This is a genomic window from Escherichia sp. E13S3 (assembly GCF_004212325.1).
In the GTDB taxonomy this organism is placed as follows: domain Bacteria; phylum Pseudomonadota; class Gammaproteobacteria; order Enterobacterales; family Enterobacteriaceae; genus Escherichia.
This window is the reverse complement of record NZ_RHJR01000007.1, coordinates 73,883-92,789: the sequence shown is the minus strand read 5'-3', so window position 1 is coordinate 92,789 and position 18,907 is coordinate 73,883. Positions and strand designations below refer to the sequence as shown.

Annotated in this window: 15 protein-coding genes; 9 read left to right on the top strand and 6 right to left on the bottom strand. The window is 50.7% G+C overall.

What is annotated here, in order from left to right:
* The first annotated feature begins 132 nt into the window (after nucleotides 1–132).
* The 6 genes from rlmKL (at nucleotide 133) to rmf (ending at nucleotide 8,246) form a co-directional block, all read left to right on the top strand.
* Nucleotides 133–2,241, top strand: a complete 2,109-nt coding sequence (gene rlmKL / locus D9597_RS08455) for a bifunctional 23S rRNA (guanine(2069)-N(7))-methyltransferase RlmK/23S rRNA (guanine(2445)-N(2))-methyltransferase RlmL (protein WP_130222103.1) — start codon at nucleotides 133–135, stop codon at nucleotides 2,239–2,241.
* An 11-nt stretch (nucleotides 2,242–2,252) separates the two neighbouring features.
* Nucleotides 2,253–4,160: an ABC transporter ATP-binding protein gene (locus D9597_RS08450; RefSeq protein ID WP_130222102.1), complete on the top strand. Its 1,908-nt coding sequence runs from the start codon at nucleotides 2,253–2,255 to the stop codon at nucleotides 4,158–4,160.
* A gap of 204 nt (nucleotides 4,161–4,364) precedes the next feature.
* Nucleotides 4,365–5,618 (top strand): membrane integrity-associated transporter subunit PqiA, encoded by a 1,254-nt coding sequence (gene pqiA / locus D9597_RS08445; RefSeq protein ID WP_130222101.1) that lies wholly within the window; start codon nucleotides 4,365–4,367, stop codon nucleotides 5,616–5,618.
* A gap of 4 nt (nucleotides 5,619–5,622) precedes the next feature.
* Entirely contained in the window at nucleotides 5,623–7,263 is a 1,641-nt protein-coding gene (pqiB, locus tag D9597_RS08440; protein ID WP_130222100.1) for an intermembrane transport protein PqiB, read from the top strand.
* A complete protein-coding gene (gene pqiC / locus D9597_RS08435; RefSeq protein WP_130222099.1) occupies nucleotides 7,260–7,823 on the top strand; it encodes a membrane integrity-associated transporter subunit PqiC in 564 nt (187 codons plus the stop codon). The genes pqiB and pqiC overlap by 4 nt, the downstream gene beginning before the upstream one ends.
* Nucleotides 7,824–8,078: 255 nt before the next feature.
* Nucleotides 8,079–8,246, top strand: coding sequence for a ribosome modulation factor (gene rmf / locus D9597_RS08430; RefSeq protein ID WP_000828648.1), 168 nt, complete (start codon nucleotides 8,079–8,081; stop codon nucleotides 8,244–8,246).
* Between the two features lie 69 nt (nucleotides 8,247–8,315).
* On the opposite strand, the gene fabA is transcribed toward rmf, so the two are convergent.
* Together fabA and D9597_RS08420 are read right to left on the bottom strand one after the other, a co-directional pair.
* Nucleotides 8,316–8,834 (bottom strand): bifunctional 3-hydroxydecanoyl-ACP dehydratase/trans-2-decenoyl-ACP isomerase, encoded by a 519-nt coding sequence (gene fabA / locus D9597_RS08425; protein WP_000227926.1) that lies wholly within the window; start codon nucleotides 8,832–8,834, stop codon nucleotides 8,316–8,318.
* Nucleotides 8,835–8,902: 68 nt separating this feature from the next.
* Nucleotides 8,903–10,663 carry a Lon protease family protein gene (locus tag D9597_RS08420; protein WP_130215789.1) on the bottom strand — a complete coding sequence of 587 codons (1,761 nt, stop codon included), beginning with the start codon at nucleotides 10,661–10,663 and terminating at the stop codon, nucleotides 8,903–8,905.
* Between the two features lie 185 nt (nucleotides 10,664–10,848).
* On the opposite strand from D9597_RS08420, the gene matP reads away from it, so the two are divergent.
* The gene (matP, locus tag D9597_RS08415) at nucleotides 10,849–11,301 is read left to right on the top strand and encodes a macrodomain Ter protein MatP (RefSeq protein WP_130222098.1); all 453 of its coding nucleotides are present in this window, start codon (nucleotides 10,849–10,851) and stop codon (nucleotides 11,299–11,301) included.
* Between the two features lie 74 nt (nucleotides 11,302–11,375).
* Here the strand turns inward: matP and ompA are convergent, their stop codons facing one another.
* Entirely contained in the window at nucleotides 11,376–12,428 is a 1,053-nt protein-coding gene (gene ompA / locus D9597_RS08410; protein ID WP_064528817.1) for a porin OmpA, read from the bottom strand.
* 356 nt (nucleotides 12,429–12,784) lie between these two features.
* Nucleotides 12,785–13,294, bottom strand: coding sequence for an SOS-induced cell division inhibitor SulA (sulA, locus tag D9597_RS08405; protein ID WP_064528402.1), 510 nt, complete (start codon nucleotides 13,292–13,294; stop codon nucleotides 12,785–12,787).
* 217 nt (nucleotides 13,295–13,511) lie between these two features.
* Between sulA and sxy the strand changes: the two genes are divergently transcribed.
* Nucleotides 13,512–14,141 carry a CRP-S regulon transcriptional coactivator Sxy gene (sxy, locus tag D9597_RS08400; protein ID WP_130222097.1) on the top strand — a complete coding sequence of 210 codons (630 nt, stop codon included), beginning with the start codon at nucleotides 13,512–13,514 and terminating at the stop codon, nucleotides 14,139–14,141.
* Here the strand turns inward: sxy and yccS are convergent.
* Both yccS and D9597_RS08390 read right to left on the bottom strand, forming a co-directional pair.
* Nucleotides 14,104–16,266, bottom strand: coding sequence for a YccS family putative transporter (yccS, locus tag D9597_RS08395; protein WP_130222096.1), 2,163 nt, complete (start codon nucleotides 16,264–16,266; stop codon nucleotides 14,104–14,106). The two genes, sxy and yccS, sit on opposite strands and share 38 nt — an antisense overlap.
* Before the next feature lie 9 nt (nucleotides 16,267–16,275).
* On the bottom strand, nucleotides 16,276–16,722 hold the full coding sequence (locus D9597_RS08390; RefSeq protein WP_032161476.1) for a YccF domain-containing protein: 447 nt from the start codon (nucleotides 16,720–16,722) through the stop codon (nucleotides 16,276–16,278).
* Between the two features lie 122 nt (nucleotides 16,723–16,844).
* Between D9597_RS08390 and helD the strand changes: the two genes are divergently transcribed.
* Nucleotides 16,845–18,899, top strand: a complete 2,055-nt coding sequence (helD, locus tag D9597_RS08385) for a DNA helicase IV (protein ID WP_130222258.1) — start codon at nucleotides 16,845–16,847, stop codon at nucleotides 18,897–18,899.
* The last annotated feature ends 8 nt before the right edge of the window (nucleotides 18,900–18,907 follow it).

Sequence of the window (18,907 nt, the reverse complement as noted above, 5' to 3'; positions counted from 1 at the left end):
TCAGTTTAGCCCTGGGCAGTGCTCGAAATCCTCACGTACTGGTGTACGTTCCGGTTTCTCCGTGCTGTCCATGTCCAAACTGACTGCAACAATTACGCCTACTGCGGTAGGCCTTAGAGTAAAAGTGACGATATGAATTCTCTGTTTGCCAGTACGGCCCGTGGGCTGGAAGAGCTGTTAAAAACTGAACTCGAAAACCTGGGGGCCGTTGAATGCCAGGTGGTTCAGGGTGGGGTCCATTTCAAGGGCGACACGCGGCTTGTTTACCAGAGCCTGATGTGGAGTCGCCTGGCCTCGCGTATTATGTTGCCGCTGGGCGAGTGTAAGGTTTACAGCGACTTAGACCTTTATCTCGGCGTTCAGGCGATCAACTGGACAGAGATGTTTAATCCTGGCGCGACCTTTGCTGTCCACTTCAGCGGTCTGAATGACACCATCCGCAACAGCCAGTACGGCGCGATGAAAGTCAAAGATGCGATCGTTGATGCTTTCACCCGTAAGAATCTGCCGCGCCCGAATGTCGATCGCGATGCGCCGGATATCCGCGTGAACGTCTGGCTAAATAAAGAAACCGCCAGCATCGCTCTCGATTTAAGTGGAGATGGTTTGCATCTGCGCGGCTATCGTGATCGTGCGGGTATTGCGCCGATCAAAGAAACTCTGGCGGCGGCAATTGTGATGCGTTCCGGTTGGCAGCCAGGAACACCGCTGCTCGATCCAATGTGTGGTTCTGGTACGTTGCTGATCGAAGCGGCGATGCTGGCGACCGACCGCGCACCGGGCTTGCACCGCGGGCGTTGGGGCTTTAGTGGCTGGGCGCAACATGATGAAGCTATCTGGCAAGAAGTAAAAGCGGAAGCGCAAACCCGCGCCCGTAAAGGTCTGGCTGAGTACAACTCTCATTTCTACGGTTCCGACAGCGATGCGCGGGTGATTCAACGTGCGCGCACTAACGCCCGTCTTGCGGGGATTGGCGAACTGATCACTTTTGAAGTGAAAGATGTCGCGCAACTGACCAATCCTCTGCCGAAAGGGCCGTACGGTACAGTGTTGAGCAACCCGCCATACGGCGAACGTCTGGACAGCGAACCGGCGCTGATTGCGCTGCATAGCCTGCTGGGCCGAATCATGAAAAATCAGTTCGGCGGCTGGAATCTCTCTTTATTCAGTGCCTCGCCGGATCTGTTAAGTTGCCTGCAGTTGCGTGCAGACAAACAGTACAAGGCGAAAAACGGCCCGCTGGACTGCGTACAGAAAAACTACCACGTTGCCGAAAGCACACCAGACAGCAAACCGGCAATGGCAGCGGAGGACTACGCCAACCGTCTGCGTAAGAACCTCAAAAAATTCGAGAAGTGGGCTCGCCAGGAAGGAATTGAATGTTACCGCCTGTATGACGCCGATCTGCCGGAATATAACGTTGCTGTTGACCGTTATGCCGACTGGGTGGTGGTGCAGGAGTATGCGCCACCAAAAACCATTGATGCGCACAAAGCGCGTCAGCGTCTGTTCGATATTATCGCTGCAACTATTTCGGTACTGGGGATTGCGCCAAACAAACTGGTACTGAAAACCCGTGAACGCCAGAAGGGCAAAAACCAGTACCAGAAACTGGGCGAGAAGGGCGAGTTTCTGGAAGTTACCGAATATAACGCTCACTTGTGGGTGAACCTGACGGATTACCTCGATACCGGTCTGTTCCTCGATCACCGTATCGCCCGTCGTATGCTCGGTCAGATGAGCAAAGGCAAAGATTTCCTCAACCTGTTCTCCTATACCGGTAGCGCCACCGTGCATGCGGGATTAGGCGGCGCACGCAGCACCACCACCGTGGATATGTCGCGTACTTATCTGGAGTGGGCAGAACGCAACCTGCGTCTGAATGGCCTAACCGGGCGTGCGCATCGCCTGATTCAGGCCGATTGCCTGGCGTGGCTGCGTGAGGCAAATGAACAGTTCGATCTGATCTTTATCGATCCGCCAACCTTCTCTAACTCAAAACGAATGGAAGATGCGTTTGATGTTCAGCGCGATCATCTGGCGCTGATGAAAGATTTGAAACGTCTGCTGCGTGCAGGTGGGACGATCATGTTCTCGAACAACAAACGCGGCTTCCGTATGGATCTCGACGGCCTGGCGAAACTGGGACTGAAATCACAAGAAATTACGCAAAAAACGCTCTCCCAGGATTTCGCCCGTAACCGCCAGATCCACAACTGCTGGCTGATTACCGCAGCCTGAAAGGAATAGTAATGTCATTAATCAGTATGCATGGCGCATGGCTGTCGTTCAGCGACGCGCCGCTTCTCGATAACGCAGAACTGCATATCGAAGATAACGAACGTGTTTGTCTGGTGGGCCGTAACGGTGCAGGCAAATCGACGTTAATGAAAATCCTCAACCGTGAACAGGGGCTGGATGACGGTCGCATTATTTACGAGCAGGATCTGATTGTTGCGCGTTTGCAGCAGGATCCACCGCGTAACGTTGAGGGTAGCGTTTATGATTTCGTTGCCGAAGGCATTGAAGAACAAGCGGAATACCTGAAACGCTATCACGATATTTCGCGCCTGGTGATGAACGACCCGAGCGAGAAAAATCTCAACGAACTGGCGAAGGTTCAGGAACAGCTGGATCACCACAACCTGTGGCAGCTGGAAAACCGCATCAACGAAGTGCTGGCACAGCTGGGATTAGATCCTAATGTTGCGCTGTCGTCGCTTTCCGGCGGCTGGTTGCGTAAAGCCGCATTAGGGCGAGCGCTGGTGAGTAATCCGCGCGTGTTGCTGCTCGATGAACCGACTAACCACCTGGATATTGAAACCATCGACTGGCTGGAAGGTTTCCTGAAAACGTTCAACGGTACGATTATTTTCATCTCCCACGACCGTTCATTTATTCGCAATATGGCGACGCGTATTGTCGATCTCGATCGCGGCAAGCTGGTGACCTATCCGGGTAATTACGACCAGTATTTGTTGGAAAAAGAAGAAGCCCTGCGCGTGGAAGAACTACAAAATGCCGAGTTCGATCGCAAACTGGCACAGGAAGAAGTGTGGATCCGTCAGGGGATCAAAGCGCGTCGTACCCGTAATGAAGGCCGCGTGCGTGCGCTGAAAGCAATGCGTCGCGAACGCGGTGAACGTCGCGAAGTTATGGGTACCGCAAAGATGCAGGTAGAAGAGGCCAGTCGCTCCGGTAAGATCGTTTTCGAAATGGAAGACGTTTGCTACCAGGTTGACGGTAAGCAACTGGTGAAAGATTTTTCTGCCCAGGTACTACGTGGCGATAAAATTGCCCTGATTGGCCCGAATGGCTGTGGCAAAACCACGCTGCTGAAACTGATGCTTGGTCAACTTCAGCCGGACAGCGGACGCATTCACGTCGGCACTAAACTGGAAGTCGCCTATTTTGACCAGCACCGTGCGGAACTCGATCCCGACAAAACGGTGATGGATAACCTTGCTGAAGGTAAGCAAGAGGTGATGGTTAATGGTAAACCGCGCCATGTACTGGGTTATTTACAGGACTTCCTGTTCCATCCGAAACGGGCGATGACGCCGGTGCGCGCGCTCTCTGGCGGGGAACGTAACCGTCTGCTTTTGGCGCGTCTGTTCCTGAAACCCAGTAACTTACTGATCCTCGACGAACCGACCAACGATCTCGATGTTGAAACGCTGGAACTGCTTGAAGAGCTGATCGACAGCTACCAGGGTACAGTATTGTTGGTTAGTCACGATCGTCAGTTTGTTGATAATACCGTAACAGAGTGCTGGATCTTCGAAGGTGGCGGCAAAATTGGCCGTTATGTCGGCGGTTATCACGACGCGCGCGGACAGCAAGAACAGTATGTGGCGTTAAAACAGCCTGCGGTGAAAAAAAACGAAGAAGTAGCTGCGCCGAAAGCAGAAACTGTAAAACGCAGCAGTAGCAAACTAAGCTATAAATTGCAGCGCGAATTAGAACAGCTACCGCAACTGCTTGAAGATTTGGAAGCAAAACTGGAAGCCTTACAGGCGCAGGTGGCAGATGCCTCTTTCTTCAGCCAGCCCCATGAGCATACGCAAAAAGTGCTCGCTGATCTGACTGCCGCTGAACAGGAACTGGAGCAGGCTTTTGAACGTTGGGAGTATCTTGAAGCGTTAAAAAATGGTGGCTGATCGCTAATCAGTTAAGTGAAAAGAGAGACTGCTGACAACGGCCAAATTGTCTGATGCGCTACGCTTGTCTGGCCTGGGTGGAAACGTCAATTTATTGCGTTTCCACGAGCTCCCTGAGCGGATAATGCGGTAGTTCAGCATCCGGCATTGAAAGCGAGTGCTATGTCAGCATTCTGTAGAATAGCGCATCATTAAGGAGTACCAATGTGCGAACATCATCATGCCGCGAAGCACATCCTGTGCTCGCAGTGTGACATGCTGGTGGTTTTACCCCACCTTGAGCATGGTCAGAAGGCGGCATGTCCTCGGTGTGGCACAACGTTAACCGTTGCGTGGGATGCCCCTCGACAGCGTCCTACCGCTTATGCGTTGGCTGCACTGTTCATGCTGCTGCTGTCCAACCTGTTCCCTTTTGTCAATATGAACGTTGCGGGGGTAACCAGTGAGATTACGTTGCTGGAAATCCCGGGCGTACTGTTTTCCGAGGACTATGCCAGCCTCGGTACTTTTTTCCTGTTGTTTGTGCAACTGGTCCCCGCGTTTTGCCTGATCACTATTTTACTGTTGGTTAATCGCGCGGAAATACCAGTTCGTTTAAAAGAACAACTGGGGCGGGTACTTTTTCAGCTTAAAACCTGGGGAATGGCGGAGATTTTCCTTGCCGGTGTGTTGGTCAGTTTTGTCAAACTGATGGCTTACGGCAGCATTGGCGTGGGCAGTAGTTTCATTCCCTGGTGTTTATTTTGTGTGCTGCAATTACGCGCCTTTCAGTGCGTTGATCGCCGCTGGTTATGGGATGATATTGCCCCGATGCCAGAGCTTCACCAGACGCTGAAACCGGGCATAACGGGAATACGCCAGGGGCTGCGCTCTTGCTCATGCTGTACGGCAATTCTTCCTGCCGATGATCCAGTGTGTCCGCGCTGTGGCACCAAAGGATATGTTCGACGCAAAAACAGTCTGCAATGGACGCTGGCACTGCTTTTTACGTCGATCATGTTATATCTCCCGGCGAACATCTTACCCATTATGGTGACCGATTTTTTAGGCTCTAAGATGCCGTCGACCATTCTCGCCGGGGTTATCTTATTATGGAGCGAAGGCTCTTATCCGGTTGCCGCCGTCATCTTTTTAGCCAGTATCATGGTGCCAACTTTAAAGATGATCGCCATAGCCTGGCTGTGCTGGGATGCGAAAGGGCACGGCAAGCGTGATAGTGAAAGAATGCATTTGATTTACGAAGTTGTTGAGTTTGTAGGCCGCTGGTCAATGATTGACGTTTTCGTGATAGCGGTGCTCTCGGCGCTGGTGCGTATGGGAGGCTTAATGAGTATTTATCCGGCAATGGGTGCATTAATGTTTGCTTTAGTCGTCATTATGACAATGTTTTCTGCGATGACGTTTGATCCACGTTTGTCGTGGGATCGTCAACCTGAACCAGAGCATGAGGAGTCCTGACAGTATGGAATCTAATAGTGGGGAAGCCAAAATCCAGAAAGTGAAGAACTGGTCCCCTGTGTGGATATTTCCCATCGTTACGGCACTCATCGGGGCCTGGGTACTTTTTTATCATTACAGTCATCAAGGGCCGGAAGTTACCCTGATCACTGCTAATGCGGAAGGAATAGAAGGCGGCAAGACTACCATTAAAAGTCGTAGCGTGGACGTCGGTGTGGTCGAAAGTGCCACGCTGGCTGATGATTTAACGCATGTTGAAATCAAAGCGCGTCTCAACGCCGGTATGGAAAAACTGCTGCACAAAGATACTGTTTTTTGGGTAGTGAAACCACAAATTGGTCGTGAAGGCATTAGTGGCCTTGGTACGTTGCTTTCCGGTGTGTATATCGAGTTGCAACCGGGGGCTGCAGGCAGCAAGCAAACAAAATATGATTTGCTTGATTCTCCACCGTTGGCCCCACCAGATGCCAAAGGGATCCGTGTCATTCTTGACAGCAACAAAGCTGGGCAACTCACGGCGGGAGATCCCGTGCTGTTTCGTGGTTATCGCGTAGGGTCGGTTGAAACCAGCACCTTCGATACCCAGAAGCGTAATATCAGCTATCAACTGTTCATCAATGCGCCTTATGACCGCCTGGTAACGAGCAACGTTCGCTTCTGGAAAGATAGCGGCATAGCGGTGGATCTGACCTCGGCGGGGATGCGCGTAGAGATGGGGTCATTGACGACGTTGCTAAGTGGTGGTGTCAGCTTTGACGTGCCTGAAGGGTTGGATTTGGGACAGCCGGTTGCGCCAAAAACGTCATTCGTTTTGTATGATGATCAGAAGAGTATCCAGGATTCACTGTACACAGATCACATTGATTATCTGATGTTCTTTAAAGATTCGGTACGTGGTCTGCAACCTGGCGCGCCAGTGGAATTCCGCGGTATTCGTCTCGGTACGGTAAGCAAAGTGCCATTCTTTGCGCCGAATATGCGTCAGGTCTTTAACGATGATTATCGCATTCCAGTCATGGTGCGTATTGAACCAGAACGACTGAAAATGCAGTTAGGTGAAAATGCTGATGTGGTAGAACACCTGGCCGAATTGCTGAAGCGCGGTTTACGCGGTTCACTGAAAACCGGGAATCTGGTCACGGGAGCGCTGTACGTCGATCTGGACTTCTATCCAAATGCTCCGGCAATTACCGGTGTGCGTGAGTTTAATGGCTATCAAATAATCCCGACCGTTAGCGGTGGTCTGGCGCAAATCCAGCAACGTCTGATGGAAGCGTTGGATAAGATTAACAAACTGCCGTTGAATCCGATGATTGAACAGGCGACCAGTACGTTGTCGGAAAGTCAGCGCACGATGAAAAACCTGCAGACTACGCTGGATAGTATGAACAAGATCCTTGCCAGCCAGTCGATGCAACAGTTGCCGACGGATATGCAGTCGACACTGCGCGAATTGAATCGCAGCATGCAGGGCTTCCAGCCGGGTTCCGCAGCTTATAACAAGATGGTGGCGGATATGCAGCGTCTTGATCAGGTATTGCGTGAACTGCAGCCGGTTCTGAAAACGCTCAACGAGAAGAGCAACGCGCTGGTATTTGAAGCGAAGGATAAAAAAGATCCAGAGCCGAAGGGGACGAAACAATGAAAAAGTGGCTAGTGACGATAGCAGCACTGTGGCTGGCCGGATGCAGCTCCGGTGAAATTAACAAAAACTATTACCAGTTACCTGTGGTGCAGAGCGGTACGCAAAGTACCGCCAGCCAGGGTAACCGCCTGCTATGGGTCGAGCAGGTCGTTGTTCCTGATTACCTGGCGGGGAATGGTGTGGTTTATCAAACCAGTGATGTGAAGTATGTGATTGCCAATAACAACCTGTGGGCCAGCCCGCTGGATCAACAGTTGCGCAATACCCTGGTCGCTAACCTGAGTGCGCAACTGCCTGGTTGGGTCGTAGCCTCCCAGCCTTTGGGAAGTACCCAGGACACGCTTAATGTGACTGTGACGGAGTTTAACGGCCGTTACGATGGTAAGGTGATTGTGAGTGGCGAATGGCTACTAAACCATCAGGGACAACTGATAAAACGTCCGTTCCGTGTGGAAGGGGTGCAGAATCAGGATGGCTACGATGAAATGGTCAAAGTGCTGGCCAGTGTCTGGAGTCAGGAAGCCGCTACTATTGCGCAAGAGATAAAGCGTCTACCTTAATTATAAAGATTTGTAAATATAACCGTCTCCGGCATGTAGCCTGAGGCGGTTTTTTTGTTTATAAGCCATGGGAAAACTTGTTCCGCTTCACATTTTTTGTACAACCGACATGCCCGTGTAGCTCACAAATATGGCAGTGGCGTGAATTTTGCGCATTGACGGCAGTTATGATTCGCGGTATTGCTTAACTGTGATTGCACATTTAGTAATCACTGTTTTCTTTTCCACCAGAAACCAGTATGAGGGAAACGAGGCATGAAGAGACAAAAACGAGATCGCCTGGAACGGGCACATCAACGTGGTTATCAGGCCGGCATCGCCGGACGCTCAAAAGAAATGTGTCCCTATCAGACGCTGAATCAAAGGTCACAATGGCTGGGAGGCTGGCGAGAAGCCATGGCGGACAGGGTAGTAATGGCCTGATTCTGTCTCTTTAAAAAGAAACCTCCGCATTGCGGAGGTTTCGCCTTTATATACTTTGTCTGATTAAAATCAGAATGCAGACGTATCCTGGAACAGACCCACTTTCAGGTCGTTGGCGGTATAGATCAAACGACCATCAACCAGCACTTCGCCATCCGCCAGGCCCATAATCAGACGACGGTTAACAATGCGTTTAAAGTGAATACGATAGGTCACTTTTTTCGCCGTCGGCAGCACCTGGCCTGTGAATTTCACTTCGCCAACGCCCAGGGCGCGGCCTTTACCTTCGCCGCCCAGCCAGCCGAGGTAGAACCCTACCAGCTGCCACATCGCGTCCAGGCCCAGGCAGCCCGGCATTACCGGATCGCCGATGAAGTGGCAACCGAAGAACCACAGATCCGGATTAATATCCAGCTCTGCTTCTACATACCCTTTGTCGAAGTTACCGCCCGTTTCAGTCATTTTGACCACACGGTCCATCATCAGCATGTTCGGTGCTGGCAATTGTGGGCCTTTAGCACCAAACAGTTCACCGCGACCAGAGGCAAGAAGGTCTTCTTTTGTATAGGATTCGCGTTTATCTACCATGTTCTCTGTAAGCCTTATTTTATTGAAGCACGCAGGATAGCTAACACGTGTACGCTGAACAAGTCCGATCAGTTCGGAATAAACCAGTTCAGCCAACGTAGTGGCCACGGAAAACGGTGACGCCCTTCCTGTTGCGATGCTTGCGCGATACGTTCCTGGATAGTTTGCATCAGCGTCGTCTGGCCTTCGCCATCCCACACCAGATTTAATAATAACGGCAGTGCATCAGTCACATCGTCCACTGCCCAAATGGTGAATTTGCCTTCCTCTACCGCCTTCACCAGTTCACTGTGAAGACTTAAATGGCGAACGTTAGCGCTGGGGATAATCACACCTTGCTTCCCACTTAACTCACGCTGCTGGCAGATAGCAAAGAAGCCCTCGATTTTCTCATTCAGACCGCCCACAGGCTGGGCGCGACCAAACTGATCCACTGAACCTGTAATGGCGATACTCTGATTCACCGGGACATCAGCAAGGGCGCTGATCAGAGCGCAGAGCTCGGCCATTGATGCGCTGTCACCATCCACTTCACTGTAAGATTGTTCAAAGGTCAGTGACGCCGAGAAAGGGATCTGTTGCTCAAGCTGAAGTTCCGACATCAAAAACGCCTGCATGATCATCATCCCTTTAGCGTGAATGTTGCCGCCAAGCTCCGCTTTGCGTTCGATGTCGGTGAATTCACCATCGCCAATATGCACAACGCAGCTAATGCGAGAAGGTTCGCCAAATGCGCGTGGATGGCCTGGAAATTCAATGACCGAAAGGGCGTTAATTTGCCCGATGCGTTCACCTTCGGTTTCAATCAGGATCTGCTCCTGAAGGATTTCATCCTGCATACGCTCGGCGAGGAAACCTTCGCGCCATTCCCGCTGCTGTAGCATTAAGTTTAGCTGCTCGCCAGAGAAGGTATCACCTTCGCACAATGAAGCGACCTCTTTACACTGGCGGAGGATCCACTGCGGACTAAGGGGCAGCGTTTCTTGCTCACCGGTATAGCGTACTGCTTCGCGGATAAGCACCGGCCAGGCGTCGGCATCTGGCGCTGGCAAGTGGTTAAGTCTGGCGATAAAAGTCACCCAGCGACACCACTGGCGTACGGATTCGGCATCGACTATCTGCAGAGTATCTTCAAATTCGCTATAGATCGCTTGTTCAGACAGTTCTGGCTCCATCTCCTGGAAATCGGCCAATGAATCACGTTCGCCTACCAGAATGACTTTCAGCTTCAATGGCATCGAAGGTACAGAGACGGGGAGAGGGCGCGACTCATCAAATGCTACCCAATCGAAGCGTTCGCGGTTGACGATGTTCTTCAGACGCATCCACAGCAATGGCTGGGCCAGCAGTGTGCGCAAGGAGATAATCAAAATGCCGCCATTGGCCTGATGTACCAGTCCTGGCTGCAAGGTAATGTCGCCATTAAACTGGCGCAAACAGCCAAAAAGCTGTTCGGCTTCAGCCCAGTCAGCACTAACAACCTGGGTTAAGGTCGCAAAATTATCGTCAGTGCTAACTGCGTTCCGTAAGCGTATGGTGTGGCCGGAAATCTCATAGTGAGCGCCCATCAGTTGGCCTGCATCGCTTTGTAGCGTGCGTGCAGCATCGGCTATAAGATTCAGATAATCGGATTCTTCCGGCGCTTTTGCCAGTATAAAAGAGGATGATGCCCGCGCGTGCAGCAACTGCTCAAGCGCAAATTGCAGTCGCGGTTGAGTGTCACTGAATAAAGGATCGTTTTCGTCAATCAAATGTGGCTGTGCGAATACTTCCTGATAGCTTTCGGTATCAGGAATCAGGTCACGCCATGCAAGTTTCGTAATGGTCAAAGTCGATGTTTTTTAGTCTGTTGTCAAAGGCGCGATTATACCGTAACCGGCACTGCAGCACACGTAGAAAGCACCGACAAAAGTCCCGGCATGCGCGTTAAAGCTCACAGGACAGAGATTCTTTTCATCACACAGGTAAAAAGCTGATATTCTGTAAAGAGTTACACGGTAACATTGAGATCGCTATGAAATATCAACAACTTGAAAATCTTGAAAGTGGTTGGAAATGGAAATATCTGGTGAAGAAGCACCGTGAAGGTGAGTTGATCACCCGTTACATAGAGGCCAGTGCCGCCCAGGAAGCCGTCGATGTGTTGCTATCGCTGGAGAACGAACCTGTACTCGTAAATGGCTGGATTGAAAAACATATGAATCCAGAGCTGCTTAATCGCATGAAACAGACGATTCGGGCCAGACGAAAACGGCACTTTAATGCGGAGCATCAGCATACGCGCAAGAAATCTATCGATCTGGAATTTATTGTCTGGCAAAGGTTAGCAGGGCTTGCGCAACGTCGTGGTAAAACGCTATCCGAAACGATTGTCCAGCTGATTGAAGATGCGGAAAACAAAGAGAGGTATGCGAATAAAATGTCTTCTTTGAAGCAGGATTTGCAGGCATTACTTGGTAAGGAATAACTGGCGAAGGTCATTTACTTTACTACAGATGAAAAAAAACCCCGCAGTAGCGGGGTTTTTTATTAGACGAGAACTTAAGCCTGCGGCTGAGTTACAACGTCTTTGATGCCTTTAACTTCGATCTCTACGCGACGATCCGGAGCCAGGCAGTCGATCAGAGCAGCACGCTGTTTCACGTTGTCACAGGTGTTGCCAGTAACCGGGTTGGATTCGCCCATACCACGTGCGGAGATCTTGTCAGACGGGATACCTTTGGAGATCAGATAATCAACGACGGACTGAGCACGACGCTCGGACAGACCCTGGTTGTAAGCGTCAGAACCGATGCGGTCAGTGTAACCCAGAACAACTACGGAACCGTCTTTCGGATCCAGGTTGCTCAGCTGGCTGTACAGCTGATCCAGAGCAGCCTGACCTTCCGGTTTCAGGGTTGCTTTGTTGAAGTTGAACAGAACGTCAGACTTCAGAGTGAAGTGCTTGGTCTGTACTTCTGGAGCCGGAGCCGGAGCCGGAGCAACTACTGGAGCTGCTTCGCCCTGACCGAAACGGTAGGAAACACCCAGGCTCAGCAGACCGTTGTCCGGACGAGTACCGATGGTGTTAGCGTCACCGATGTTGTTGGTCCACTGATATTCCAGACGGGTAGCGATTTCTGGAGTGATCGCGTACTCAACACCACCTGCGAATACCGGAGAAACGCCGGTGTCGTGGTCTTTAAAGGATGGGCCACCAGGTACGTTAGCCTTGGTGTCTGCGCGCCATACCATACCACCCAGACGAGTGTAGATGTCCAGATCGTCAGTGATTGGGTAACCCAGTTTAGCGGTCAGCTGAACGCCCTGAGCTTTGTATGCGCCGTTGATGTTGTCGCCTTTGTACGGCATACGACCTAACCAGTCGTAACCCATTTCAAAGCCAACATACGGGTTAACCTGGTAACCACCAAAAGCACCTGCACCCAGTTGGTTTTCGTGGGTCGGACCATTGTTAGGAATGAAACCAGTGTCATGGTACTGGGACCAGCCCAGTTTAGCACCAGTGTACCAGGTGTTATCTTTCGGAGCGGCCTGCGCTACGGTAGCGAAACCAGCCAGTGCCACTGCAATCGCGATAGCTGTCTTTTTCATTTTTTGCGCCTCGTTATCATCCAAAATACGCCATGAATATCTCCAACGAGATAACACGGTTAAATCCTTCACCGGGGGATCTGCTCAATTGTAACTCTGCCGATAAATTCGGCTTATGCCGAGCACCCCTGGCGATGTAAAGTCTACAACGTAGTTGAAAACTTACAAGTGTGAACTCCGTCAGGCATATGAAAAAAAAGACTTGTATAAGGTACGTTTAACCGTTTTTGTTAACGATACTTTACAGGATAAAATCGCGGAAACCGCTTCAGACAAGCCTCCACAAGTAAAATTAGTGACAAGTGAAAGCGTCTACGGGTTAACAAAAAAAGTTCCAGGATTAATCCTAAATTTACTTAATGATACAAATTTGAGTGAATTTTTAGCCCAGAAAGTTGTCTCGTGGCGTGAGAGTGTGTGCTTACTGGACGCATAATAAACCCCATTGCGTTACCTTCATTGGCGGCATCGACAAGATCAGCATGCTCTTCTTCTGTCAGATCGTCTGCCAACCAACCGATCACTACGCTGTAATTTCCCGTACGCAAAGCACGAACCATTGATTCCACGGTGTGACAAGGGGAAAGCTGGCTTATCTGCATCACCTTAGTTAAGGGTAGTCCCGCTGCCTGCACCCATTCACGACTTAGTTTTTGTTGCGGCGTTAACCAAAGTTGCCAACGCGATTGTTGGCCGAGTTGCTGTAATAATGGCAAAAGCAGGAGTTGCGTCATCATGGGCTGATCTTCGCGATAGACAACTTCACTAATTAGCCCGGCTGTAGTGTTTTCCGTAGAGACACGCGCAATTTTGCTTGCTGTGGAGGAGAACATCGAAGAACGATTTGCGTAGCCTGAAGTGTACATAATCAATCCAGCCCTGTGAGTTACTGTATGAATATACAGTACATCCAGTGACAACAAAGATCAACACAAATTTCGGAAAGAGCCTCGCAATTTTTGTCGTTGGTGACCTGAAAACTTAAATTAATCTTGCCCCTTGAGAATAAGTTGCCTATTTTCGTATTTAACGGATCCGTTAATGTGAATTATTCTTTTATATTATGATTTTAAAAGGAATTTTATGAAAAGCCTCTCCTACAAGCGGATCTATAAGTCACAAGAATATCTATCGATGTTAGGCACTATTGAATATCGATCGTTGTTTGGCAGTTACAGTCTGACCGTTGACGATACAGTGTTTGCGATGGTTTCTGATGGTGAGTTGTATCTTCGGGCTTGTGAGCAAAGCGCACAGTACTGTGTAAAACATCCACCAGTCTGGCTGACATACAAAAAGTGTGGCCGTCCCGTTACTCTCAATTACTACCGGGTTGATGAAAGCTTATGGCGGAATCAACAGAAGTTGGTGCGGCTGTCGAAATATTCGCTGGACGCTGCGCTTAAAGAGAAAAGTACGCGCGACACCCAGCAACGGCTGAAAGATTTGCCCAATATGTCTTATCACCTGGAAGCGATTCTCGGGGAAGTGGGGATTAAGGATGTTCGGGCGCTACGTATACTTGGGGCGAAAATGTGCTGGTTGCGACTACGGCAGCATAACAGTCTGGTGACAGAAAAGATTCTGTTCATGCTTGAAGGCGCAATTATCGGTATTCATGAAGCTGCGCTCCCGGTGGCACGCCGCCAGGAGCTTGCAGAATGGGCAGATTCTATTACACCGAAACAGGAGTTTCCTGAGGAACTTGAGTAATCCGACGTTGCAGACGGCCAATTTCTGGCAGTAATGCAATCAGTAACCCGATTTGCTGTACGACCAGAGGTTCTTTGCTGTCTGCCCGCGGTTCAAGTTGTTGCATCCGCTGTTTCAGGCCAGCTAATGCCTGATTGACGCGTTCTTCATCGGCAGGTTGATGATGTAGCGCGTCATCAACATAGCAAACTGCGTCATCAAGAAACGCCAGAATTTCAGGGTTGGTTAACTGCTCGCGGTGTGCGCCGAGGGCAGAAATATAGCTGGTAAACGTATGGTTAAGGCACAGTAAACGGAATGCGTCATCGCGAATTTGCGGTGTGACGTTCGGCTCACTGGACATATTCGACACCACCGACGCCAGTTCAGCATCACGGTTGTGAGCATCGCGACGGGCAATACGATACGCCAGACGGTTGTCACGCCCCTGATGATATTGCTCAAGAATGGCATCGAGATAACGGCAGTTAGCATCCGTCGCGCGTTCAAGCATTCGCGGCAGATTGCGAAACCGCCAGTCGGGCCAGATGTAGCTCACCGCCGCCCATGCTATTGCACAGCCGATCAGTGTATCGATTACGCGAGGCAGCGCGACTTCAAAACCTTCACCCAGCAAGTTGAAGCACAGTAACACCAGAAGTGTAATGAACATCGTTGCATGAGCGTATTGCACGTTACGGAAAGCAAAAAAGAGCACGCCGGTAATCACCAGCAGCACCAGTTGTCCTTCCAGTGACGGAACAAACCACAGCACAGGAATACCAATCGCAATACCCACTAACGTACCAATAATCCTTAACTTCAGTCGGTGGCGCGTGGCGTTATAGTTTGGCTGGCAGACAAACAGACTTGTCAGCAAGATCCAATACCCGTGATGCATTCCGGTAATCTGAATGATGGCGTAACCAACACACAATACCAGCGACATTCTCACTGCATGGCGAAAGAGTGCAGACTCCGGCGTTAAGTTACGTTTAAGACGCAGCCAGATATCGCTAAACCCGCGAGGGCTGTCGTCGGCGAGTTCATTTTCGTCTGCATTGTGGGGCAGCGCCTGGGCTTGTTCTGATTCAATCGTCGCCAGTTGGGCATCTATGGCACGTAAATTGTTCAGCAGGAATCCCAGTATTTTTAGCAGATCGGCGGGCGCACCGTTTTCGCGCATTCGCTCAAGTGCGGCGTCAATATGCGTAAAAGCGCGTTCAAAATGTGGATCGTGCTGATAAGGCTGGCGCAGTAAAATACAGCGTGACAATTGTTGGCAGGCTTGTCCCTGCATCGACATCAGGCGCTGGAAGCGGAACAGCACGTCGCTGTGGCGAAAATGTTCTCGCAGCGTTTGATACTGAATATGTGAAGAGCTCGCTCGCTCGTGGATATCCTGCGCTACAAAATAGTAATGTAGTGTACGACGCGTTCCCCGCTGACCGCGGTCGCCGCGTAAACGGGTCAGCAACGAGATTTTCGTCTGGTTCAGCGTCACCATAAGTTGCCCGTTGGCGAGCGCCAAATCATACAGTGGTGCCTGGCTTTCATCCTCAATATCAGGATCAAACATACGTGACTTGAGTTCCAGATACCGCGCCAGTTGTTCATAACAACGTGCCAGGTTGTCCTGCAACGGGCGGACAGGGAACAGCAAATGACCAATAAGCGTCAGGATGTTGTACCAAACCGCACCAGCAAGCAGATAGATAGGCTGCTGATACCAGTGCTCATACAGGGAGGTTCCCAGCATCGTGTAAATGGCAATCAGCAATGCACCGAAAGCGATGGTCGCATAGCGTTGACCCAGACCACCGAGCAAAATGAAGCCGCTGGTGGAGAGCGTTAAACCAATAGCGAACAGCCAGGGCCACGGAAATAACAGCTCTACTGAAGCCGAGGCAATAAAAAAACAGAACAGCGTAATAATGAGATTACGCAGACGTCCCGCCAGTCGGTCGTCGAGATCGGTCAGTGCTGCCGCCACCATTCCGAGAGTCAGCGGAATCGTAAGTTTTATATCACCCAGCCACCACGGAAACGCAGTAGTGCCGCAAAGTGCGATAAAAATGCGCGCGTAATACAGCCAGGTGCTGTTCCAGGTATAGCGTTTGAGCAAAGGACTTAGCATAAAGGCCATAATGTTGGATTATTGGAAACGGCGACGTGCATTGGCTTCACGCGCAGCTTGAGCTGTTTCTACCGATACCACGCGGCGTCCGACCGGCCACAGTGCAATAGCGGCAATTTTAAAGTTCGCAATACCAACCGGAATACCAATGATGGAAATGCATTGAGCGATACCTGTTGCGATATGCATCAGGCATAGCCACCAGCCGAAAAAAACCAGCCAGAAAATATTCAGCACCGTACCGCCAGTGTTAAGCAGCACATTTTTGCCTGCCGGGTTTAGTTCATCGACATGAATGGCTTCATTGCCATAAGGCAGCAGAGACAGTTTGGTTATCTCCCAGCAGGACCGTGTCAGCGGTAAGGTAAAAATCAGCACAATACTGACCAGGGTCGCTAACAGCCAGCCAAGAGTGGTGGCGAATCCGCCAAGCACAAAGTTCAGAATGTTCAAAACGGTACGCATAAAACCTCGCTTTACTGTGGTTTTCAGTAATGGGCGGCAATTGTAACGTTTTTTTGGGCTGGAGCACGTTTTCTCTGGCGGTTACACTGATAAGAAATGACATCGTGTGGATCTACAGAGACATGGAACTGAAAGCGACAACTCTTGGCAAACGTCTGGCACAGCACCCTTACGATCGGGCGGTGATCCTCAATGCCGGGATAAAAGTTTCCGGCGATCGCCACGAATACCTTATTCCTTTCAATCAATTACTGGCTATTCACTGCAAACGTGGTTTGGTATGGGGTGAGCTGGAATTTGTATTGCCTGATGAAAAAGTCGTGCGTCTGCATGGCACTGAATGGGCAGAGACGCAGCGTTTTCACCATCATCTTGATGCTCACTGGCGGCGCTGGAGCGAGGAAATGAGCGAAATTGCCGCTGGCGTATTGCAGCAACAACTGGATCTTATTGCTGCCCGCACTGGAGAAAATAAATGGCTGACGCGGGAGCAAACCACTGGGGTACAGCAACAAATTCGTCAGGCTTTGTCAGCGTTGCCATTACCGGTTAATCGCCTGGAGGAATTTGATAACTGTCGTGAGGCGTGGCGCAAATGTCAGGCCTGGCTGAAAGATATTGAAGGCAGTCGGTTGCAGCATAATCAGGCGTATACCGAAACCATGCTTAACGAATATGCGGATTTTTTCCGTCAGGTTGAGTCTTCACCGCTTAATCCGGCGCAGGCCCGGGCGGTGGTTAATGGTGAGCATTCCCTGTTAGTGCTGGCTGGCGCAGGAAGCGGAAAAACGTCTGTGCTGGTGGCGCGCGCAGGCTGGTTACTGGCGCGTGGTGAAGCATCTCCCGAGCAAATTTTATTGCTGGCGTTTGGCCGAAAAGCGGCGGAAGAGATGGACGAGCGGATCCGCGAACGGCTGCATACCGAAGAGATTACCGCGCGCACGTTTCATTCTCTGGCCCTGCATATTATTCAGCAAGGCAGCAAAAAAGTACCGACAGTCAGCAACCTGGAAAATGACACCGCAGCCCGCCATGAACTCTTTATTGCTGAGTGGCGCAAGCAGTGTAGTGAAAAGAAAGCACAGGCGAAGGGCTGGCGACAATGGTTGATGGAAGAACTGCAGTGGTCAGTGCCAGAAGGCAACTTCTGGGATGATGAAAAATTGCAGCGTCGTCTCGCATCTCGCCTCGATCGCTGGGTCAGTCTGATGCGGATGCACGGCGGCGCGCAGGCTGAAATGATTGCCAGTGCGCCAGAAGAGATTCGGGATCTGTTCAGTAAACGAATCAAATTGATGGCACCGTTGCTGAAAGCCTGGAAAGGTGCGCTGAAAGCGGAAAATGCCGTCGATTTTTCAGGTCTGATTCATCAGGCGATTGCTATCCTTGAGAAAGGGCGGTTTATCAGCCCGTGGAAACATATTCTGGTTGATGAATTCCAGGACATCTCCCCACCGCGAGCGGCTTTGCTGGCAGCATTGCGTAAACAAAATAGTCAGACAACGTTGTTTGCCGTTGGCGATGACTGGCAGGCTATTTACCGCTTCAGCGGCGCGCAAATGTCGCTCACCACGGCCTTCCATGAAAACTTTGGTGAAGGCGATCGCTGTGATTTAGACACGACTTACCGTTTCAATAGCCGTATCGGAGAGGTGGCAAACCGTTTTATTCAGCAGAACCCTAATCAGTTGAAAAAACCGCTGAATAGCTTAACGAATGGTGACAAAAAAGCCGTCACCTTGTTGGATGAGAGTCAGCTTGACGCTTTACTGGACAAGCTATCTGGTTATGTCAAACCCGATGAGCGCATTCTGGTACTGGCGCGTTACCACCATCTGAAGCCCGTTACTCTGGATAAAGCCACGACGCGCTGGCCGAAGCTGCAAATCGACTTTATGACCATTCATGCCAGCAAAGGGCAACAGGCCGACTACGTCATCATCGTTGGTTTGCAGAAGGGGAGTGATGGCTTCCCGGCTGTGGCGCGTGAGTCCATTATGGAAGAGGCGCTACTGCCACCGGTAGAGGACTACCCGGACGCCGAAGAACGGCGATTGATGTACGTTGCGCTCACTCGCGCACGGCATCGGGTTTGGGTACTGTTCAGCAAAGAGAATCCTTCTCCCTTTGTGGACGACCTGAAAAAACTGGATGTACCGGTAGCAAGGAAACCGTAAGAAGCAGG